At 55.5% G+C, this 22,876-nt stretch carries 13 protein-coding genes; 7 read left to right on the top strand and 6 right to left on the bottom strand.

The window, feature by feature from the left end; all coding sequences use genetic code 11:
- Positions 1-18: 18 nt before the first annotated feature.
- The gene (locus G6R38_RS21560) at positions 19-2,919 is read left to right on the top strand and encodes an NPCBM/NEW2 domain-containing protein (protein ID WP_166830848.1); all 2,901 of its coding nucleotides are present in this window, start codon (positions 19-21) and stop codon (positions 2,917-2,919) included.
- A gap of 37 nt (positions 2,920-2,956) precedes the next feature.
- Here the strand turns inward: G6R38_RS21560 and priA are convergent, their stop codons facing one another.
- Positions 2,957-5,245 carry a replication restart helicase PriA gene (gene priA / locus G6R38_RS21555; protein WP_166830847.1) on the bottom strand — a complete coding sequence of 763 codons (2,289 nt, stop codon included), beginning with the start codon at positions 5,243-5,245 and terminating at the stop codon, positions 2,957-2,959.
- Positions 5,246-5,424: 179 nt separating this feature from the next.
- On the opposite strand from priA, the gene G6R38_RS21550 reads away from it, so the two are divergent.
- Positions 5,425-6,171, top strand: coding sequence for a peptidylprolyl isomerase (locus G6R38_RS21550; RefSeq protein ID WP_240928327.1), 747 nt, complete (start codon positions 5,425-5,427; stop codon positions 6,169-6,171).
- 43 nt (positions 6,172-6,214) lie between these two features.
- Entirely contained in the window at positions 6,215-7,114 is a 900-nt protein-coding gene (nadC, locus tag G6R38_RS21545; RefSeq protein WP_240928326.1) for a carboxylating nicotinate-nucleotide diphosphorylase, read from the top strand.
- Here nadC and G6R38_RS21540 read toward each other — a convergent pair.
- Together G6R38_RS21540 and G6R38_RS21535 are read right to left on the bottom strand one after the other, a co-directional pair.
- On the bottom strand, positions 7,109-8,173 hold the full coding sequence (locus tag G6R38_RS21540; RefSeq protein WP_166830846.1) for a sigma-54 interaction domain-containing protein: 1,065 nt from the start codon (positions 8,171-8,173) through the stop codon (positions 7,109-7,111). The two genes, nadC and G6R38_RS21540, sit on opposite strands and share 6 nt — an antisense overlap.
- A 643-nt stretch (positions 8,174-8,816) precedes the next feature.
- On the bottom strand, positions 8,817-11,045 hold the full coding sequence (locus G6R38_RS21535) for a HEAT repeat domain-containing protein (RefSeq protein ID WP_166830845.1): 2,229 nt from the start codon (positions 11,043-11,045) through the stop codon (positions 8,817-8,819).
- Positions 11,046-11,579: 534 nt separating this feature from the next.
- Here G6R38_RS21535 and G6R38_RS21530 point away from each other — a divergent pair.
- Positions 11,580-12,617 (top strand): DUF6268 family outer membrane beta-barrel protein, encoded by a 1,038-nt coding sequence (locus tag G6R38_RS21530; protein ID WP_166830844.1) that lies wholly within the window; start codon positions 11,580-11,582, stop codon positions 12,615-12,617.
- Positions 12,618-12,626: 9 nt separating this feature from the next.
- Here the strand turns inward: G6R38_RS21530 and G6R38_RS21525 are convergent, their stop codons facing one another.
- Both G6R38_RS21525 and G6R38_RS21520 read right to left on the bottom strand, forming a co-directional pair.
- Positions 12,627-13,232, bottom strand: a complete 606-nt coding sequence (locus tag G6R38_RS21525; protein ID WP_166830843.1) for a 5-formyltetrahydrofolate cyclo-ligase — start codon at positions 13,230-13,232, stop codon at positions 12,627-12,629.
- 135 nt (positions 13,233-13,367) lie between these two features.
- A complete protein-coding gene (locus G6R38_RS21520) occupies positions 13,368-15,317 on the bottom strand; it encodes a sensor domain-containing diguanylate cyclase (RefSeq protein ID WP_166830842.1) in 1,950 nt (649 codons plus the stop codon).
- Between the two features lie 379 nt (positions 15,318-15,696).
- On the opposite strand from G6R38_RS21520, the gene G6R38_RS21515 reads away from it, so the two are divergent.
- The 3 genes from G6R38_RS21515 to G6R38_RS21505 all read left to right on the top strand — a co-directional run bounded on the left by G6R38_RS21515 (position 15,697) and on the right by G6R38_RS21505 (position 20,294).
- Complete coding sequence (locus tag G6R38_RS21515; protein WP_390881448.1) at positions 15,697-17,193, top strand: sulfatase; 1,497 nt, start codon at positions 15,697-15,699, stop codon at positions 17,191-17,193.
- A gap of 74 nt (positions 17,194-17,267) precedes the next feature.
- Entirely contained in the window at positions 17,268-18,689 is a 1,422-nt protein-coding gene (locus tag G6R38_RS21510; RefSeq protein WP_166830840.1) for a sulfatase, read from the top strand.
- 69 nt (positions 18,690-18,758) lie between these two features.
- Positions 18,759-20,294, top strand: coding sequence for a sulfatase (locus G6R38_RS21505; RefSeq protein ID WP_240928325.1), 1,536 nt, complete (start codon positions 18,759-18,761; stop codon positions 20,292-20,294).
- A gap of 6 nt (positions 20,295-20,300) precedes the next feature.
- Here the strand turns inward: G6R38_RS21505 and G6R38_RS21500 are convergent, their stop codons facing one another.
- Positions 20,301-22,790, bottom strand: a complete 2,490-nt coding sequence (locus G6R38_RS21500) for an FAD-dependent oxidoreductase (RefSeq protein WP_206028664.1) — start codon at positions 22,788-22,790, stop codon at positions 20,301-20,303.
- Positions 22,791-22,876: the final 86 nt, after the last annotated feature.

Here is a 22,876-nt window from a genome sequence, read left to right as displayed (position 1 = left end):
GACAAACGGAGGTCGCTTGTGAAGTTCCAAAGTTGGCACCGACGTGTGTGGGGCATCTTGGCATTCTTGATGCTTGATCCGATGGCGTTCGCCGCCGAGACCCGGTACGTCGCCGAACTCGCAGACCGAACGCGAGTCAGCGATGAAATCATCCACGAATGGCATGAGGCCCAAACGAATCCTCATCTCGCTGGTAAACGCATCTTCGACGAGAAACTTCCGTTCCGTTGGTTGATGAACGTGGCGGCACCGTTGCCGTCGACGAACGGGCCGTCGGTGGAATTCAGCGGTGGCGATCGGTTGCCGGGCAAAGTCGTGGGATTCCGGAAGCGAGAATCATCCCCGTACTTTCAGTGGGTGGATCATTTGCTCGTCGAGCCAACCACCGAGGTGGATCACCCTCAACAGTCACGTTACGGCGCGATTCGTGTGGCGGTTATGGATGTCCGGCGAGTCACTTGGGAACCGATTGCCAATCGTGAATTTCAACCGGGGAATGTGTTTCTGCGGGATGGTCGACAGTTTGGCTTTCGTTCGCTGCGATGGTCGGACGGTGCGGTCACTCTGCTGACGGCCAACGGCTTGGAGCAGTTTCGGTTCGGAGAAATTGCCGAGATTCATGTGCCGCCACAAGATCCTTGGGACGCGTATGTGGAGTCCTTGACGAAGTTGGTGACAACACGGGACTCTCGCCTCCTTCGCCTCGAAACAACCGACGGACTCCGGGTGACCACGTCCACCGAACGCTTTGAAGCCGGACACTATGGCGACAAGAAGAAACGGGAATCATGGCTGCAACGATTGCAACCGGCTTGGAGTTTGGACCCGTTTTGGGTTCGATTTCCGACCATTCGCAGTTGGTTGTTTTTCCAACCGCACGAGGTTCCCGTGTCGTTGATCGCACCGGTGGCGGTCGAGCAGAAATCCACCTTCGGGACCGGTCTTCGCTGGCAAACCGATCGCAGTGTGCATGCCGAGACGCTGCGTTCAGCCGATGAGGAATACCCCGCCGGTTTCGGTGTGCACGCGAAGAATTCGCTGACGTTCGCTCTGCCCGCCGCTGCAACAGCGTTTCGTTCCCAGTTCGGTTTGGACCAATCGACTGGGAAGGGCGGGTGTGTCCGTGTGCGGGTTTTTATCGACACCCAAAGTAAACCGCTTTACGAAAGTGATCTGCTCATCGGTTCGGAGAAAGTCTTGGAGACCGGTGAACTCAAACTTCCGATCGTCGAGAACCGTCCTGATCGACAATTAACGCTGACGGTCGATCCCGTGTTGACCGGGCGTCCGGCGGGAGCCGATCCCTTCGACATTCGTGATTCCCTCAATTGGCTTAGTCCAACGCTCACCCTGGATGCCGATCGTCTTTGGCAAGACATTCAGCAACGCAGCCTCGACGCCATGCCGGTTCTCGCGGATTGGGAATCTTCCGAAACTCGCGAGAACGTGCGTTTGTTTTCGTTTTGGGATGAGACCATCGAGAACGATCCCCGATATCGGATTGCGATGGCGATCGATTCGTCCTACACGGTTTTTTCACGCACGCTGACGTTCGATCCTGAAGACCGTTGGCTGAGCATCGCGGTTTCGCAAATTGCCGCCAAAGTTCCGGATAGCCGGTTGGTCGTGTTGTTCAACAAGCAGGTGGTCGGCGATTGGAACCCACCGGTCATGCGAAGGCATCTCGATCCGCAGGCTCTCGCGATTCCATTGCATGAATGGCAAGGCCGCCCGGTACACGTCGAACTTGTGCAGTGGGTGCCTACCGACGACGACGGCCAACCGAAACCGCCAGAAGTTCGGTCGGCGATCGATTGGCGGGGGATCGGTGTTTTGCCGCATCATCCCGGTTTGATCAATCTGTTCGATGAGGAAGCCAACTTTGTCGATTCTCTGAACTACGGAACCGGGATGGCGTCGATCGTGACGGATGACGCGTACAGCGGACAACGGTGTTTGCGGGTGACTCCACCAGGGCGAGGCAGTCTCGACCTGACCGAACGACCGTTGCCGATTCGGTTCAATCCGCGATTGGGAGAGTTTCAGCTTCTTCATTTCGCTTGGAAGAAAGACGGCGGACGGACCATCGGTTTGGAGGTCGCTCATGATGGGGAAATCGGTGCCGATCCGGACATGCCGAGGCTTCAGAACCGGCGAGCACGTGATTGGGGCGACCTCACCGGCCTGACGGCCATCGATCGGGGAATGAAAACCGGCTACCGTTATTACAGCGGCATTCCCGTGGAACCGTTCAAGAAGGCGAAGCGTCTGGATTCCAAGCTGTCGCCCGAGTGGAAATCGAAGACCGTTCACATCGTCAACGATTTCGGAGAGTTCTCGCTCACGGGGTTTCACTTCAGTTGCCCCGATGGAAACGCCGCTTGGTTGGATTCGGTTTACCTCACGCGAACTTATGAAGACCTGAACGACTACCGCGAGTGGATTAAGAAGACGCAAACGCCCGTCAAAGACGATGCTCGTGTGTTGGTCGAAACGTATCGACGGCAGGAATACCCGTATGCCGTCTCGCAGGTGGCTCCCGAATTCGTGGTCGACCGCAGCGGTTCGGGGTGCTCTTTGTTTCGCGAACACGCCGGACGCCAAAACGTCTTGCGGACCAGTCCATACAAAGACAAACCAAGCGTGTTCCGAGCCGCCGTCACGATTCCGGAAGGACATTCCCCGAAACTCAAACTCGGGGTCAGTCACGATCATCGTTCGGACTGGAAACTCCGCGTGCTCGCCAACGACGAACAAATTCACGAGGAAATCATTGGCGGAACCGACGAACCTTCATGGAAAGATCTAACCTTCGATCTCTCCAAATTCGCCGGCCAACAAGTTCGGTTGGATATCCACAACGTAGGCAACGGCGGCAACGATTCCGCATTCTGGAGCGAAATCAAGATCGTAAAATAGATCGCCAACAAAGTGTGCCACGGCTCTGTGGAAAGAATCACCGCATGTTGAGTGGATCGACGTCGATGGTGAACTCGATGTCCTTGGCATCGAGAAAGTCGGGCAGTGCGTTCCGCCAGAGTGTGCGGATCGCTTCCGGAGTTTCCGCACTGATTTGCAAATGATACCGGTAGAACGTTTTCAATCGCGTGAGCGGAGCCGGAGCGGGACCGAGGATCATGACGTCATTGTCGATTCCCAAACGCTGCGAATGGTCGCGGAGAACGGCGGCCATCGCGGTGATTTGGGCGACCACATCCGGTTCGACCGGGCCACGCACAATCACACGGGCCAAGCGTCGGTAAGGGGGGACTCGGATTGCTCGTCGTTGTGAGAGTTCCTGCGTCGTGAAACCGATGTAGTCGTGTTTGGCGGCGAATTGGATCGACGGTTCCGCAGGCATGGCCGTCTGAACCAACACCCGACCACCGCGTTCACTCCGTCCGGTGCGTCCTGCGACTTGGGCAATAAGTTGAAACGTTCGTTCCGAGGCTCGCATGTCCGGTTGATGCAGCATTGTGTCCGCCGCGATCACACCGACCAGCGTGACATTCGGAAAGTCCAACCCTTTGGCGATCATCTGTGTGCCCAGCAAGATTTGCACTTCACCGGAGCGGAACTTCTCCAAGGCTTCGTCGTGACTGCCTCGGCCCCGCATGGAATCGCTGTCCATCCGCAAGCAGTTCCACTCGGGATAACGGGCCTTCACTTCAGCTTCCAACCGCTGCGTGCCGACACCAACGTGACGAATCCCCGCATCGCCACACGCCGGACATTGCGATGGCGGATCGCAAGTGTATTCGCAGGAGTGGCACATCGCGGCGGCTTTGTCACGATGCCAAGTCAGTGTGACATCGCAGTTCGGGCACGTCACCGATTCCCCACACGCCCGACACCAAAACACAGGCGAAAACCCACGCAGGTTCAGGAACAGAATGACTTGCCCGTCATCTTCAATTGCCTGACGGATGGCGTGATCGAGTGCCCGCCCGATTGCCGCTCCTTTGCCAATTCGCGGATCATTACGGATGTCAACCAACACCACGGGTGGCAACGGCAATCCGACCACGCGACGCGGCATCGACACCAACTGATCTTCCCCGTCTTGCACACGCTGCCAAGATTCAAGCGTCGGCGTGGCCGAACCGAGCACGAGTGGAACTTGCTCTAGCTCGCACCGTTGGCGGGCCACTTCGCGGGCATGATAACGCGGTGTAGTTTCCTGTTTGAACGAAGTTTCGTGTTCTTCGTCGATGACGATTAGCCCCAGATGCGGCGTCGGCGCGAACACCGCACTTCGGGCACCGACAACCACCGAGACCCGACCCGCCGCGATTTGCTGCCAATGCCAATGACGTTCCGCATCGCTGAGATGACTATGCAACACCGCGACGGTATCGAATCGGCTGCGAAACCGGCGAATCGTTTGCGGCGTCAGACTGATTTCCGGCACCAGCACGATGGCTTGCCGTCCGTAGCTGATCACTTCCCGAATCGCCTGAATGTATACTTCAGTCTTGCCGCTGCCGGTCACGCCGTGAAGTAGAATCGTTTCGTGTTTCCGCGACTCCAAGACCTGACAAATGGCGGTGACGGCGTCTTTTTGGTCTTGGTTCAACTCCAAGTCGGTGACTTGGGCCGCCACGGGCGAGTCGTAACGGGACGTCGATGTCCGCACCAATTTCGATGCAATCAACTTGCGACGTTCCAACGTCTTCACCGGTGACGGTCCGCAGCCAACGGCTTCAAGAATCTGACCCTGCGTGGGCGGCTGCTTGGCGTTTTTGATGACATCAAGCACCGCCTCTTGCTTTTTCGTGAGCGAGGCCACATCAGCCGCCAGTCGGTCGGAATCACCCAGGAAATATACGCGGGCCATCCGGGTTCCCGCGTTTTTCTTGACACCCGCCGGCACAACCGCGTGCAGCACCGTTCCCCAACTGCACAGGTAGTGCTCACCGATCCATCGGGTGAGTTGCAGCATTCCCGGTGTGACCAACGGAGCGAGATCGACAATCGCTTCGACCCACTTCATCCGTTTCGATAACGACGGTGGCGGACCGGTCGCGACGCAAAAACCGACAATCCGCCGATTTCCCTGTCCAAACGGAACCCGCACTCGCTGACCGGCTTGAAGCTGCTCTCGCAACGCATCCGGTACGAGGTAATGGAACGATTGATCGACCGGCAAATCAAACACGATCTCAGCCGACCAACGATCGGATTGATCAGCAGCTTCCCAAGGAACTTCGTCGGCAAACAGGCTTTTCTGGTGTGAATCGGTCATGCGGTATCGGGGGTGTCAACGCGAGCGTCAGGTTTCGAGAGGCTGTGTCGGACGGACGAACACGAACCGCGAAGTTGTCGGGCACGGCCGACGGTTTCTGGATCGCTAGCGAATATTCGGGCGAGGCTCTAAACTTGCGAAGATAGTTTCGTCTCGTGTCATATGAGGAACAGTTCGCGATGTCTAGATGGACTTGGTTTGGCGTCGGTTTGCTGGGAATGATTTTCGGCTGTTCGGGGGAACCGGAACCGCAACCCGAACCGGCTGCACCCGTGGCGGCCGGCGACGGATTTCGTGTGAAATTCGAGACGACCAAAGGCGATTTTGTGATCAAGGTCCGTCCGGAATGGGCTCCACGAGGAGCGGAACGCTTTCGGGAATTGGTCGAAAACGGTTTCTATGACGGCGTGAAGTTCTTCCGCGTGATTCCCGATTTCATGGTGCAGTTCGGCATGAGCGGTGATCCGGAAGTCAGCAAGAAATGGGCGGAGAACACGATTCCTGATGATCCCGTCAAAACGTCGAATCAACGCGGCACGGTGACGTTCGCCAAAACCGGAATGCCGAACAGTCGCACCACGCAAATTTTCATCAATTACGTGGACAACAGCCGACTCGACGCCGACGGATTTGCACCGTTCGGTGTGGTTGTGGAAGGTATGGATGTCGTCGATTCGCTGAACAGCCAGTATGGTGGGGCACCGTCGAGCTTCCAACCGCAGATTCAAGCCGAAGGCAACGAATTCCTCGACCAACGTTTCCCCGGTTTGGATGAAGTCAAGAAAGCGACCATCATCTCCGAAGAAACGGTGCCACCGAAAACCGAAGAAGCCAAGGACACCGAAGCCGAGTCGAACGACAAAGCCGAAACGGACTCGAAAACCGAGGAGGCTCCCGAGGAGAAATCCCCGGAAGAGACGGAATAATTGTCTCGGCTGATTAATTAAGAACTTTTCTCCCGGAAAAACCGTGACCAACCAACCGCTCTCGCCGATATTTGTCACCGCCGAACGGGACGCGGCCATGCCGTTGATCGATTTGGCGTTGCGGGAAGATTTGCACGACGCTGGCGACCTGACGTGTCGGGCGTTGATCGAGGAGAACGAAACCGCCGAGGTCCAGGTGACGGCTCGGCAGGGTGGGGTTCTCTCCGGCGGACCGGTCGCGGAACTGGTGTTCGGAACGCTTGACAAGCGTGTGACCTGGAAATCCTCATTGCCGGACGGTAGCCCTGTTTCGCCGGGGCAAGCCGTGGCCATTGTGTCAGGGCCGCTGAGGTCGTTGTTGTCCGGGGAGCGAACCGCGTTGAACTTCATGACGCACTTCAGTGGCATCGCGACGCTGACGAATCGGTTTGTCGAGGCGGTGCAGGGTACACGGGCCAGAATTCTCGATACCCGCAAAACGCACCCCGGTTATCGGGTGCTCGAAAAATACGCAGTCCGTTGCGGAGGCGGGCACAATCACCGGATCGGCTTGTTCGACGGTTGCTTGATCAAGGATAATCATCTGGCAGCGTGGTCCGCACATCATCCGGGAAGCACCATTGCTGATGCCATTCGCCAATCCCGTGAGCGGTTGGGACCCAATGTGCCGCTTGAAGTCGAAGTCGACACACTCGAGCAATTGGCAGACGCGTTGAATGGTGATCCGGATATTGTGTTGCTCGACAACATGGCACCGCCGGAACTGCTGCGGGCAGTGGCCATGCGAGACAACGCCGGTTCGCAGACGTTGTTGGAAGCGTCCGGTGGCGTCACGTTGGAAACCGTTCGCCCCATCGCCGAAACCGGTGTGGAGCGAATCAGCATTGGCGGTCTGACGCACTCGGCAGTTGCACTCGATTTGGCGTTCGATTGGATCTCATGAGCGTTCGTCGGAACCGAGATTGTACTCGTCGATTTTCTTGTGCAACGTGTTCCGGTTGATGCCCAATCGAGACGCCGCCTTCGTTTGCACACCTTGGCTGTTGTGCAGAACTTGGGCGATGAGTTCCTTTTCGACCAATGAGACAACTTGGCGGTGGAGATCACCGTTGTCGCCTTCGCCGCTGGCCATCCCCATAGTGACCAGTTCGCGGCAGAGGCCGTCCAAGTCTTTTGTGCGACTGCGAGCAACCCGCACCGGTGCCAATCCTCGCACATGAGCTGGGAACAATTCGGGTGTGAGAACCGGTTCGGTGGATAACACAATCGCCCGTTCCACGTAGTTTTGCAGTTCCCGCACGTTCCCCGGCCACGTGTAGGTTTGCAACAGCCGCGTCGATTCCGGTGGGAGTTCCGGGTTTGGTCTTTGATTGCCTTCGGCGTATTTTTGAGCAAAAAACCGAACCAAATCGGGGATGTCGTCCGGTCGTTCTCTCAACGGAGGAATGTCGATGGGAATGACGTTGAGTCGGTAGTACAAGTCCTCGCGGAACCGACCGGCTTCGATTTCGTCCACCAGATCGCGGTTGGTCGCCGCCACAATTCGGCAGTCGACTTTGATTGTTTTGGTATCGCCGACACGTTCAAATTCGTGTTCTTGCAGGACTCGCAGCAATTTCACCTGAAGCTTGTAACTCATCGAGTTGATCTCATCGAGGAAAATCGTTCCCCCGTGAGCCGCTTCAAATCGGCCGGTTCGGTTTTCGTTCGCACTGGTGAACGCACCTTTGACGTGCCCGAACAGTTCGCTTTCCAGCAAACTCTCGCTGAGTGCACCACAGTTCACGCGAATGAACGGACCGGTAGCCCGTTCGCTGAGTTCGTGAACCGCGCGAGCGATCAGTTCCTTTCCGGTTCCGGTTTCACCAGTGAGTAGGACCGTCGCAGAAGTGCCCGCCACCTGTCGCGTCAGACGACAGATTTCGACCATTTGCGGACTGGAGCCGATTAACCCGTCGATCAAGGGCCAAGGCGGTGATTGAGATGGTTCGGTCGCAGGCATTTTCAGGAAAGCAATTGGAATTGGCAAATGGAAGATTTAACGTCACTGCGTTTCATCGTCGTCATCACCCGCATCAGGAGCGGCTGAACCGTGACAACAATTGGAGCAGACGGAAAACCTTCAGTTGCAAAAGTCCGAGAAAGATGAGCGCGAAGCGTGCTGGAATTATAGGCGACGCGTGTCTGTAATGGTAACGAAGTTACTCGACATTAAGAAAGTTTCCAAAATCACTCTCCTTGAACAGTGTCTCGTGCGCGTTTGTTGCGCATTTGTGCTGTTTTATTGCGCGTTTGACGGCGTGTGTTGAGGCGTCTGGATCAAAAAATGTCGATCTGTGCCACTGTTCGACGACGGGTGCATATGGTGTGCCACAGCAGGAATTTGCGTGTATCGACGATAATCTCTTGGAACCCGGAGTCGAACCGGGACTCAGGTGACATGTCCACCGCTCAGGCGGGACGTGCGTTAGCTGTGTTCTTATGTGCAGACATACTGGCACAAGACCGTGGAAAAACGACTGACCGAATGTGTACGCGTGTGGCAACAAAAAACACGGCAAGGAAGGTTCCTTGCCGTGGAAATGGTAATGTGATTCGTCGCTGGCGAATGGTGTCAGATCATGGTCGGACTTATGCGGCGACCTTTATTCCGGCAGCACGGGGAGCGGCGGTGTGAGGTTGCTCAATCGTTGGCCTGATCGAACCGCATCCGGGCGGAGCGATCCCATGACGGTTGTCAGGGAGGCAATCAACTCCGGTTCTTTCGCGGCAGCGAGGGCGTTCTTAATTTCCACGATCTGAGCCGGTCGCAATAGCAGGCCGTGTCGTTGAATGTGAAATGCCAGTTGCCAAGCCGCCGACTTCCGAGTTTCCGCTGGATAATTCGCACCAACCGCCACGTTTTGCAGCCGGACTTGGGCGGACTCACTACCGATTGACGATAACGCGGAAATCGCGTTGCGGGCGAGTTCCGGGTCTTCGATGGCATCGCTCAGGGCGGACTCTGCCGACTCGATGGGGAAGACATTCGTTCGTCGTCGATCCGCAATATCCGCTAACCAGAACGTTGCGGCCCCGGCGTATCGGCTTCGTTCGTCCGGCGTGAGTGGCCGTCCGGCGGTGGCATTGAGAAACGGTCGGACCTGCAATTCCAGGAAATCGGTCGAAGCCGGTTCGACGATAAACTTCACTTGCGAGTAGTGGTCGAGCAAGTATTGCACGTTGGGTTCGACCCGTTCAGGGCCGTAAATCACGATTGGAATCAGTTCGGTTCGCGGGTCGGTTCGGAAGTTGGCGAGCAACTGCGAGAGTGGCCAACGAGAGACGTTTGCATTGACGACGATCAATTCGACATCGTTCCGACTCGCGGCGATGCGGAATCCTTGTTGGCCGGTGGCCGCTGTGAACGGTCCACCACTGAAGCCGATTTCCGCGAATCGGCCAGCCATGTCAATTGCACGCGATTCATTCGGATCGATCACCAAGGCGGCTTTTTTTCCGTCGTCGCGTAGCGTCTGTGTCAGAATGTTGACCACACGCGAGGAGTGCTCGAATGGGGCTTTCGGGTCCATCCCTAAAATCGTCTCCGCAGCGGCGAACCGTACCCGACGATCCGGAGAATACAACGCATTGACCAGCGGAGATGCTCCGACATTCGTGGCTAAGTCGTTGCGAGAAGACAGTTGCCCCAATAGTGGAACGATTGCCTCAGCGGCGATGGCGTTGCCTGCGTCCAGGGCTTCATGCAGAGCGGCATTGAGTGCGTCCATCCCGGCTGCCAAAGCCGTGTTCGAGACGGTTCCGCGTCCGTTCGGCAACGGTTGTCCCGGGCCGTTGCGGTAGGCTTCCGAGCCGAGCACCAATGCCAAATACAAACCCTGAGCGTCGCGATTTCTCGGCGACAACCGAACCGCATCGCGTGCCAACCGACTGCCTTCGTACAAAGAAGCCGCAGTTGGGGGCATCGGGATGGGTGTGACGGTGTTTTGTTGCGGGTTCCATGCCCAAATGGTGATGTCGTCGTCTTCAGTGTAGGTGGGCCAGGGGTATTCGCCGCGAAGATGTTTACGGGCGGTCTGGATCAAATCGTTGCTGGCTTCGAAATCCGTAATGTCACTCAAACGCGGACGCTCAAGCAGGCGTTGCAACGCCCGTCGAGCGGCGGACTGCACACCGGCGGGCTGATCTTTGCCAAAACCGGGATACCACAAGTGCGGGATGCTCAACACGGAATCGATGTGCCCGAGTACTTCGATCACAGCCGATCGCAGGTCATCGTTGTCGGCGGAGAGTGCACCGATCAACGGCGGAACAGCTTGCGGACCCATCTTCACCAGGGTGATCATCAAATTATCTCGCTCATCGCCTTGGGAGGCGGCGAGACGTTGAATCATTCGCGGCACAACATTCGGGCCGGCATTCCGCAGTGCAGTGGTAGCTTCGGCTCGTTTTTGGGAACTGGCCGAGAGATCGTCAATCAGCCGGTCCACACGTTTCGGGTCGGAAGCGTTCTTGCGGAAGACCTCGTTGACTCGGTCGAGCAGTTGCGTGCTTTCCGGTCGCAGGGCTTTGTTGTTGTCGAGGTTCAAGAACACACCGGGACCAAACTTCTCGCGAAGTTTAAGCAGCAATGCGTCATCCGGATTGGAATCCAGAAACTGCTGAAGGTAAGTCCGTGAAAGTTCCGGTCGGCCGAGACGAATCATCAAGCGAGCCGCATCGAACGCAGCTTCCGGGGTTTCCGGTTCGATGAGCAATGGGGAATCGTTTTCGGCATCGTCCGCGGGTTGTTGGGCTGACAATTCCAGAGGTTGAATGAGAACAACCGCCACGATCGGAATGGTCCAGACAAACCGAAATTTCAGAAGCGGCATGCAATCAACTCCCAGAGATGTCATCAAAATTCAGCCTTGCCCATCGTTTCGCCAGACAGTGCGTTCGACGATCACAACGGCATTCTTTGCGGACCTAACTATGCAACGACCGCTAGTCCCAATTCTAGCCATGGACAGGGACGACAATCGAGAGTTTTTTCGTTCTGTGAGAACGTAAAACCTCCTATCAGTTTCGTATCGCCGATTATAACGGCTAACTGCAACCAGGTTCTGTTTGAACACACGATCGGAACGACCCGTGCAAGTTGTGGATTCCGCAGTCTAGACCAAGTCTCGTTTTCGTGTCGCGACTTCGGCGATGGGATCGCTACAGGATATCCATCGATGGCCGGCATGCATTCAGCAAACACACTTGAGCCCGATTCGCGGTTTTCTGGACTGACGAACAGAATTCCAAAGGGAACATTTGCCGGTCGGGAGAACAGATGGATCGGTGGAACCGTTTCGGTCGATAGAACCGATAATGCCGCAAATGCGGACGGTGTTCGGAGTGTCTTCGTGATGGGATGGTCAATGAGCGAAGTTCGGCAAACCAAGCTCATTTTGTCTGCGAGACGCATGGTGATTCTGTGTGTAGCAGTCATTGGTTTGCAGTCTCAGCCAGCGATCTCTCAAGATTCGGATGATGGATCGTCGTCGGTGCGTTTGGCTTCACTTCCTACGGAAAACACACTTGAGGAGACATTGCCACCGTCTTCGATTGAAGGCCAATTTGCGACTTCTGGTGATCTTGAACCACCTCGAAGTGTGTTCAGTCAACTCAAGCGGTTTCGGCCCCTCGTGAATGCGGAAGCGGAGTGGTTGCCGTCGACGGGAGGATTTGGAATATCCTCGTACGGGGCGGCGATCAAAGTTCCGATGTATCCCATCTTCGGTCCACCGCCGCCGCTCATTCAATTTCGATATGAACGCACCGATTTTCAGTCACCAAGTGAATTGGGACTTCCCGATGACGTGTTGGATTTGGTGGTGGGGATATCTTGGGTGCGTCGGATCAACGACCGTTGGACCGTGCGAACGATGGGAAGTGTCGCTTTCGCCAGTGACGGTGACAACACGTCCAGCGATGCATGGCAGTTTCGAGGTGGGGCATTCGCGATGTACTCCCGCGATCCCGCCTGGATTTGGACCGTCGGTGTGATTGCCTTGGGACGAAACGATCTGCCGGCCGTTCCTGCGGTGGGGTTGATTTGGCAACCGAGTGATTCGTTCAAGCTCGATCTGATACTTCCACGACCGAGAATGAACTTTCTTCTCCTCGATGGACCCAGCCGACAGTGTTGGGGCTATTTGGGCGGCGGGTTCAGCGGAGGAACTTGGGCGTTCGAACGTGGGGATGGACAACACGATCAACTGACGTACGGCGACTGGCGTTTGGTGGTGGGCGTGGAGTCCGTCCCCCGGGTCGTGCCGGGCGTGCCGTTCCAACGAGGTCACAAGATCGGTCTGGAAGTGGGCTATTCCTTTGCAAGAGATCTCGAATTCCAAAGCGATCGCCCAACGATTTCCCTCGACGACACCGCCCTCTTGCAAGCCACGATTTCGTTCTGAGTCGGCTTACTACCCGATGGAATCCGACCGGCAATCGTGGAGAGTTGATTCGGTGAGGATGAAGTGCATGGGGATGTCGTGCGGTTCGGCTGGAACGTGTGAAACGATCTGACAATCAAACGCGACACCGACGAGCATCGTCCGCTGGGGCAATCGCGAGAGCAAACGATCGTAGAATCCCTGGCCGTGTCCTAACCGTCCGCCGTGGAAGTCGAACGCTACGCCAGGAACGAGGACCACATCCAACTCGTCGATCGGCGGACATCGGAGCGGATCGGTTCGCAATTGCGGAGTCGGTTCCAGGATGCCGAAACGTCCGGCTGTGAGATCCGTCCACGACGTGATCCAGGTCAACTCCAGATGACGTTCCACACAGTACGGGACCGCCACCCGCTTTTCCGCTTGCCACAATGAATTGATCACATCCCGCGTGGCCACTTCGCTCCGCACGTTAACGTAGCATACGACCGCCTGGGAATCGCGGTGGAGTTCGGATTGGATCCACCGATCGTGAATCGACCGACTTCGCGATTCGCGATCCGGCAGTGCCGCACGGGCGGTCTGGATTTGCTTCCGCAAAGTCGATTTCAAACTTCGCTGCGAACTGTCGGGCACGTTGCGTCTCTGGCATCGAGTGCGATTGTGTTTCGAAAATCGCAGGAATCGTTTTACCGTCAAAACCTGCGATTCATGAACAGACACGTTGCGGCAACGGAGCGTGCGGTTTCAACACACATTCCCGATAATCCGTTAGGCCGGGATCGCGGACAATGGTTCGTGAATTGGGGATTGGTCGAGGTAATCACCCAGTAATTGCCGATAGTCGTCTCGACCGCCAATTCGATTTCGTTCCAAGTGGTGAAGCAGCGTCTCGGGGTCTTCCTGTTGCCACGCCAACAAGTTGGCTAATACGTCGAGTGAAATCAAGCCCCGGCGAATCGCCGTTTCTCCGAATCGTTCTTCGGTCGCTTGTTGTTCGTCCAAGATCAATCGGACCTCGGCGTTGCTCAGATAACCGTGTTTCCGGGCGAGTTGGCCGATCAGTTGATGTTGCTGAGGGATCGTCTTGCAAATCGGATCGATCACTTCTCTCGCAATGTGGTTGCCAGTCACCAGCCATTCGCTAAAGCGAAGTTCATTGATTCGGTTGAGCAAGTGTTGATCGGCGGTTGGCAGCAAATTGATGAACCGGGACTGATTTCGTCCGTTGGATTTCGCCTCGTACATCGCATGGTCGGCAGCTTCAATGAGCTGTTTTGTGAACTCGTCATCTTCGCGGCCGGGAATTCCCAACGCACAACCGAGACTCACGGTCACAGGCACTCGGGTGTTGTTTAATTCAATAATTTCACGTTCCACAGCCGTTCTTAGACGCTCCGCGACGATTTGAATTCCCTCTGGACTGGGATTCATCACCAGCGCGACGAATTCCTCACCGCCGTATCGTGCCAGAATATCCGCGCCCCGTAGCGTCTTTTGCATCGTGCGAGCGACTCTTTGCAGCACGACGTCGCCAAACGCGTGCCCGTGGGTGTCGTTGAGGTTCTTGAACTTATCGACATCGATGAAAACGAGCCCGATCGCCTCGGCCAATCGGCAGCAGCGATCGGTTTCCCGTCGCAGTGCATCTTCGAGATACGCTCGATTGTAAATCTTGGTGAGCGGGTCGTGCAGTATGCGTTTTTGCAGTTCCTGATTGACGGCTTTCAAACGCTGTGTTTCACGCTCCAACCGTTTGTGCTCTTCCATCGACTCGACATGCTCAAGCCGTTCTTGAACCGCAAGTCTTGCGAGTTGTTCGTTGGCCATCGCGAGCAACTCGTTCGGCGCTCGAATGATTGTAGGGTCGACATTGAACAACTCCGCAGCGTGATCAATTCGGCTCTTGATGGTCGTCAATAACTCCTGCAACTGGTTGCTTTCCAACTGGTAGAAGCTGTTCGCTAACTCGCGGACTCGTTCGAGTGCCGGGCCTTGGTTCTCCATGCAGTAGTAGTCACCGATCGCCGCTGCCGTCGCGACACATTGAACGGGTGATGCCGTCACCTCGTTTGTATGTTCCCGAATTTCGTCCAACGATCGATGGTGAAACCGCGACGCTTCAATCAACGCGGGGGGCAGTTTCCAATTCTCCATGAGTTTCGTCCCGATCTCGACATGGTCGAAACCAAGGTCGTCTCGTTCTTGCTCGGCAAGCCAACTTTGACGTTCCATCATCGTCTCGAGTGTGGACGTGTATTCCGGACCAATCGTCTTGAGCATCGCCAATCGACCCAGGTCCGCAAGGAGACCCGCCAAGAAAAAATCGTGCTCTTTGGGATTATGGAATTCTTGACCAAGCACTTCCGCCGCCAATCCCTGCACGACGGACTGTCTCCAATAGGCTTGGAAATGGTCGGCTAGTTTTCCCGTCGACGTGGCGGCGTCAACGAGACTGAAACTCAACGCTAGAGAAGTGACCGCCCGCGTGCCCAACAGCGACACGGCCCGTTCGAGAGTCGTCACTTCCTTCTTGAATCCGTAGTAGGACGAATTCGTGACTTTTAGAATCTTCGCCGCAATGGCAGGGTCCGTCTTGATGACTTGAACCACCATCGGCAATTCGGTCGCCGGATCGTTGGAGAGTTCAAGTAGTTCGACCGCGACAGATGGCAACGTTGGTAGTTGGCTAGACGCCCAGATCTTCGAAGAATCGGTCATGGGAGATCGGCTTTCAAGCGACGCGAGGGGATCAACGTGTGGGGAATGCTGACCGCTTCGTCTCTAGTCTCATTCGGCAGATTGAAAATCCTGCCGCGACAGGACCTCAGAGAGGTCTTCGGTTGTGATATGAAATCTGCGGAAGAATACGTCACGTATTTGGCACAATGGTTCGCGTCGGTTTCCGTACAATCCACTTTCCCAAAATCGGAAGTTTTCTCGGTCGGTTATACCGTTTGATTCGGTTTGTTGGCGTTCGGACAAGCCGTCCAACTCCGAGTCGGCGTCGGTTGGGTTGCCCAGTTGATCTGGTTATGATGATCTTGACCTCGCAATTCATCTCATCGACGCCCTCCGTTGGAGATTCTTCATGCTGCCAATGACCCGACTCGTCGGTTGTCTGATTCTTTTCGCCAGCGTTTCGAACATGGCTTCCGCGGCCGACACCCCGCCAAACATTTTGTTCATCGCCATTGACGACCAAAACGACTGGATCGGCTGTCTCGATGGACATCCGCAGATTCAAACGCCGCACATCGATGCTCTTGCCGAACGGGGAACCGTTTTCCTGAATGCCCACTGTCAGGCTCCGTTGTGCAATCCCAGTCGTACAAGTTTGATGACCGGCCGCCGACCATCCAGCACCGGAATTTACGGGTTGGCCCCATGGTTTCGGCAGGTGAAAGAACTCCAGGACATCGTTTCGCTGCCGCAGTACCTCCGGCAACACGGATACGAAACCTACTCCACCGGTAAGATCTATCACGGCGGATACGGCCGCAAGAAGAACGACGACGAATTCGAACACTTGGGGCCTGCTGCGGGTGTGGGCGTGCGTCCGAAACAGAAACTTGTCGAAACTCCCGCTCCGCATCCGCTCGTCGATTGGGGCGTGTTCCCACACCAAGACGAAGACAAAGGCGATTGGAAAGTCGCCACTTGGGCGGTCGACCAACTCGATGGTCCGCTGAAGAAGCAAGACGACAAGCCAGACCAGAAACCGTTTTTCCTTTCCTGCGGGTTCTTTCTCCCACACGTTCCCTGTTACGCCACGCAAAAATGGTTTGACCTGTATCCCGAAGAGGACGTGCAACTGCCGCCCACGCAACTCACCGACCGTGCCGACACGCCTCGATTCTCTTGGTACCTCCACTGGAAACTTCCCGAACCCCGTTTGAAGTTCCTACGAGAATCTGGCGAATGGACGAACCTTGTTCGGTCGTATTTGGCGTGCACAAGTTTCGTCGATAGCCAAGTCGGTCGGGTGTTGGATGCCCTCGAACGAAGTGGACGCATGGAGAACACCATCATCGTGCTTTGGTCCGACCATGGTTGGCATCTCGGCGAGAAAGAGATCACGGGCAAGAATACGCTTTGGGATCGTTCCACGCGGGTTCCGTTGATCTTCGCGGGTCCCGGTGTCACTGCCGGGCAACGTTGCACGCGACCGGCCGAGTTGCTCGATATGTATCCCACGCTGCTCGATCTCTGCGGGCTTCCCGAGAATGAAACCCTGGAAGGTCACAGTTTGAAACCGCTCTTGCAAGACGCCGATGCAACCCGAGAGTGGCCGGCGATCACCACCCATAATCAGGGCAATCATGGTATTCGCAGCGAGCGTTGGCGTTACATCCACTACGCAGATGGCACCGAAGAACTCTACGACATGCAAGTCGATCCCAATGAGTGGCGGAACCTCGCCGATATGGCTCAATATGCGGAAGTCCTCGCCGAGCACCGCAAATGGCTGCCCCAAAAAGATGTGCCGCCCGCTCCCGGCAGCAAACATCGTGTGTTGACCTACGACGATGGCCAAGTCAATTGGGAAGGTGCCGACGTCGCACCGAGCGATCCGATTCCTGAAATCGAAGAATAATTCGTCGGCCGCAAGAGAACGCTTTCGACAATTCGATTCCCGCATCAAAGGTTCGATTCACGAATGAGGTCGACATGAAACAGTTCGCGTTCGCATTTGTTGTTCTCCTCACCACTTGGTCGGCAGCGTTCGCTCAGAAACCGAATGTATTGTTCATCGCGGCGGACGATTTACGTAACGACTTGGGTTGTTTGGGGCATCCGGAGGTGAAGTCGCCACATCTGGATGCTCTCGCGGCACGCGGCCGGTTGTTCACACATGCGTACTGTCAGCAAGCGGTCTGCAACCCTTCGCGGGCGTCGCTAATGACCGGCCGCCGCCCAGACACGTTGGAAATTTGGGACTTGCCAACACACTTCCGCACCCGAATGCCGAACGTCGTCACGCTGCCAGAACATTTCAAGAACAACGGCTACTTCACGCAGAACATCGGCAAGATTTATCACAACTGGATTCACAAGCTCAAAGGCGACCCCCAGTCTTGGAGCGTTCCGGCTGTGATGCATTTTGCCAATCACGGTTCCGACAAACCCCAAGTCGACGGGAAACTGCCGCCAAACCACGCAACGGATCGAAAGTGTGAATGCCGCGATGTCCCCGACGATGCGTACTTCGACGGTCGGATTGCTTCCCTAGCCATTGAAGCCCTTCGAGAACGCAAAGCCGAACAGAAACCGTTTTTCCTCGCGGTTGGGTTCTGGAAACCACACTCGCCGTTCAATGCACCGAAAAAGTATTGGGATTTGTACGACCGCTCAAAACTATCGCCGCCCGCAAATCCGAATTGGCCTAAGAATGCTCCCCGGATCGCTTGGCACAACAGCCGCGAGATACTTGGTCGCCCGCCGAAAAATCGGGAACTCTCTCCCGAGGCGGTGATGGAAATTCGTCATGGTTATCTCGCTGCCATCAGCTATATGGATGCCCAAATCGGCCGAGTGCTAGACGAACTCAAGCGACTCGGTCTCGACCGTAACACTATCGTCGTCTTTTGGTCCGATCATGGATATCATCTTGGCGAACATACCCTATGGGCGAAAACGTCAAACTTTGAACTCGACGCCCGCGTGCCATTGATGATCAGTACTCCAGACATGAACCAACCTGGCACGGAAACGGATTCCCTCGCGGAATTGTTAGACATGTATCCAACGCTCGCCGAACTTTGTGATCTTCCCAAACCGATCGGTGAAGGCACGAGTTTAGTACCCGTTCTCAAAGACCCCACTGCCACCATTCAACCGGCCGCCTATACACAACATCCAAGACCTGCATACTATAAAGAGCAACCAGACGTCATGGGGCGTTCGGTTCGTACCGCACGCTATCGCTACACCGAATGGCGAGACTTCAAAACGAACAAGCTAGTTGCCGCTGAACTATATGACCATCAAGCTGACCCATTAGAAACCAATAATCTCGCCAATGATTCGCAACTAGCAGACGTGCTAGCACGATGTCGAGAACTCTACAATCGCGGCTGTGCAACGCATTAGAATGTAGCGTGGTGTGTGGCTGTGAACTTGCATTCTCTAAACTTCGGATTCCAGTCGAGGAACAATTCCGTGAGAACACTATTATTTAGTCACTGCTTGCTAGTCCTGTTGGCAGCAACATCGTTTGCGGCCGAGGAGAATTCGCGTCCGAATGTGATGGTGTTTCTCGTCGATGATATGGGCGTGATGGATACCTCTGTTCCATTCCTGACAGACGAGAATGGCAAACCGAAACGATATCCGTTAAACGACTACTATCGAACCCCGAACATGCAGCGGTTGGCGGAGCAGGGGATTCGGTTCAATAACTTCTATGCGATGAGTGTCTGCTCGCCGACGCGGTGTTCGATCATGACCGGGCAGAACGCGGCTCGGCACCATGTGACGAATTGGATCAATCCCACTCGAAATAACAAAGGCCCGTTTGGGCCACCGGAGTGGAATTGGGAAGGTCTAAAACCTGGTGACGTCACCCTGCCAAGTGTGCTCGCCAAGAACGGCTATCACACAATTCACGTTGGCAAAGGGCACTTCGGCGCGCGCGATTTTGCCGGAGCCGACCCCGCAAACTTGGGGTTTGACGTGAATGTGGCCGGGGCATCGTTTGGAGCACCAGGAAGTTACTACGGCGAGAACAACTACGGTCATGGCCAGAAACGTCGATCGCATCATGCTGTTCCGCACTTAGAGAAGTATCACGGTTCGGAGACATTCTTGACCGAAGCCCTTACCATCGAAGCAAAGTCGCGAGTGACGGACGCTGTCAAAGCGGACAAACCGTTTTATCTCTATATGTCACACTATGCAGTTCATGCGCCGTTTCATTCCGACCCGCGATTTGCCGATCACTATAAAGATTCCGGCAAACCTGCGAACGCGCAAGCCTTCGCGACACTAATCGAAGGAATGGATAAGTCACTCGGGGATTTGCTGGATCACTTTGAGTCGCTTGGCGTGGCAGAGAACACATTGGTGTTCTTTGTCGGTGACAATGGTAGTGATGCCCCGCTTGGTGGTCCGCATGAAGTTGCCTGTGCCGCTCCGCTTCGGGGCAAGAAAGGGTCACACTATGAAGGCGGGATGCGAGTTCCCTTCATCGCGGCTTGGGCAAAACCGAATGACAAGAACCGCAATCAAGCTCGTCTACCAATCCCGGCAGACGTTGTGCAACCTCAACCCGCGGCTGTGATTGATCTGTTTCCTACGATTCTTGCACTGACAGATACTAAGACGCCTAACAATCACACTGTCGATGGTTCTAGCCTACAAACCTTGTTGCTTGGGCAATCTGATGATAGTCGTCAGCGAACCTTCCTGATGCACTACCCTCACTCTCCCCATCGTAGCGACTATTTTACTTGTTACCGCGATGGCGATTGGAAGGTGATTTACCACTATCGTCCCTCGAAAGCCTCTGATGACTCTCATTACCAACTGTATAACTTGGCGAAAGACCCCTTTGAACAGACGAACCTTGCCGAGTCTCGCCCGCAGCAACTGAAAGCAATGATGCAAAAACTCATTGCAAGTCTCGATGCCCATGATGCATTAATGCCAGTGGCAACGATGGACGGAACAGAGCCTCTCAAACCGAAGATGCCGTAGTTTTGTTTAGTCCGCTGGTTCGACAACGATCCAGTTGACGCACGTGTTTGAGCCACCTTGAGGAATGCCGAGCGTCACCGTCAATCGACCATCGTCGACGGTGACGTTTTTCGTGAACTCACGAAACCAACCGGCATCGGTGTCGATTGCTTTCGCAACCAGTTGGTTTTCGATCGACAGATGTTGCCCATGTTGTTCATGCCCGGAATCTCCCACACAGACGCGGACGGTGTAAGTTCCATTCGGCACAATGCACTCCCAAACATCTTGTGTCCGAGTGAAAACAAAACCGTCTCGAATTGGCTCGCTAGCCACATTACGCAGCCGCGTGTTTTTGGTTAGATCGCGTTGCCAACCGAAACCTGTGTCCGTCGAGAAGCGACCACCGACATCCTTTTGGAAACTCGCAACCTGCGGACCATTGGCCGCAGTGAAGTTGAAGGCGAACGTGCCATCCGGGTAGGGCGGTTGTTGATCGGGGAGGCCATCGCTGGCGGGGTCGAGTTTCCAGGAAACTTCGCCAGGCGTGAATGGCAGGGCGTCACTCGCATCTGGCAAACCATCGCCGTCGGCATCGTTTTTTGCCACCCAAGTGCGTTTGGGGATCGGCTGGGTTTGGATGGCCTTCCAAACTTGAGCGGCGATCGTACGACGTTTTTCGGTTTTTGTGATCACGATCCGTGGCGGTTGATATCCCGCGTCGCGAACGGTGTTCAGCAAATCGGCGATCCACTCGGCTGTTGCAGCTTCATCGGGATGAAATGCCGTGTCCGATGGTCCGATTGGCAATAACCGTCGCAATGCGAGCTGTTGAATAGAAACGAAATCGTTGTCGAACGGGTCAACATCCGCAAAGGGCCAAATTGCCAATGGTGCGCCAGACGGCGGATTCAACAATCCCTGCCAAACATCTGCGAGGATTGCTTGATCAAATGCGATATCAATGGGATCAGTGTCATGTCGCAAGCTCACGGCCGCAACCGCTCCACTCGCTTGACCAGCATGGATCGATTGGTCGTGCAGGCGACATGATGAACTTACGATGCTTGTGTAGCCCAGGTTTTTCTGGGCCGCGAGCAATCCTTTTCGATCTTTGGGAACAAGTGCCCGTAGCGGAAACACACACCGCCCCGTACCACCCCGGCCGAACCGACGATTCCCCCGGAACGCGGCTTCCCAAGGACCGGCGTCTGCGAGTTTCGTGGTCCACGATCGCTGGGTGGGGTGGAAGTCCAACTCGAACTGCCAAGAGAAGACCGCATCGGGGAACATGGTGGTGGCGTAATTCGATCGGCTACCGAAACCAAGGACTTCCGACTCATGCAAAATGTGTTCGGCCACCAATCTCAGACTCTCACGGATGTACGGTTTCGGTGGCAAATGGTCGGGTGTGCCGAATTCTCGGCTCAGTGCCATCTTGCGAAACTTGGGAAAGCGTTGTTGGAGATGGTAGAGGAACTTCAACGAGTGACGCCGGGCATCCTGAAAGACGATCTCTCGTTGCTCGGCCGTCATTGCGACAATGTTTTTCTTCGATGCTCCCGCTTCCGTGGCTTCCAGAGCTGTTGCGACATCTTTGGGGTACACATCCAGCGGGTAATCGATCGGTGGCGTGTTGATGAGCAAGACATCCGGATGATTGATCTCGGCGAATCCCTGTCCATCGACGAGACGTCGCGTGGTGTAGGCAAATTTTTCGTCAATCCAACCCCATCGCCCGGTGAAATATCGCGGATCGTACCCGTCTGGTTTCGGTAGCAACGTTTCTTCGGGTTGCTGTTCAAGAATCATGCACCACGTGATCGGGTTGAGATCGGTTGCGGGCTCGCCGGACTCCGGGGCACTCGGTTCGTTGAATTCGGATTTCGCATCCAGACCCGCATCCCAAGCGGCTCCCGATTTTTGGATGACATCGCCCCAATCGCTTGCGTCGATGGTCATCTTGGCCCGCACCGTGAGTCGCGATTGATCCTGAGTCGATACGAACTCGACACCGTGCACGCGTCGATCCTTCGTCAGGACAGACACAACTTGGTAATCGGAGAACCGTTGGATCTGTTTGGTGGTCTCATAAGGGCTGAGTAACTCCCGAAAGACCTGTTCGGAGACAATCGGTCGGCTAGTGGTGATAACGCGGGTGTTGCCAGGGCGACGGATACCCCCGTAGAGTTCGGCATTCTTGTCTTCGATGGCGTCGATCACATCGCGGAAGATTCCGGAACGAGGAATTGGCACAGAACCGTTGTATCCGTGAGCCCGGTTTTCGTCGATCGCTCCCAATGCCTCGGCACTGAACTGGCCGCCGAGCCATTCGATATCGTTGACCAACACGATCCGTTTCACGCCCATCCGAGCCGCCTGCACGGCCGCCGCACACCCGGATTCCGTTCCTCCCACGACGAGCAAGTCCGCTTCCACTTGCAGGTCCGCAGCCGAAACCGTGCTGACTGCATTGAAAACGCAAAGGATCAATAACGCAAAAATTCGGTTCATCATTCACCATCCGAATCGTCTGAGCACAAGACGCAAGAGAGTCCATCACCGAGTGGTAGCGACTGAATATTCGAACCGCATCATGCGGG

Source organism: Thalassoroseus pseudoceratinae, assembly GCF_011634775.1.
Classification (GTDB): domain Bacteria; phylum Planctomycetota; class Planctomycetia; order Planctomycetales; family Planctomycetaceae; genus Thalassoroseus; species Thalassoroseus pseudoceratinae.
This window is presented reverse-complemented; position numbering and strand designations above follow the sequence as displayed.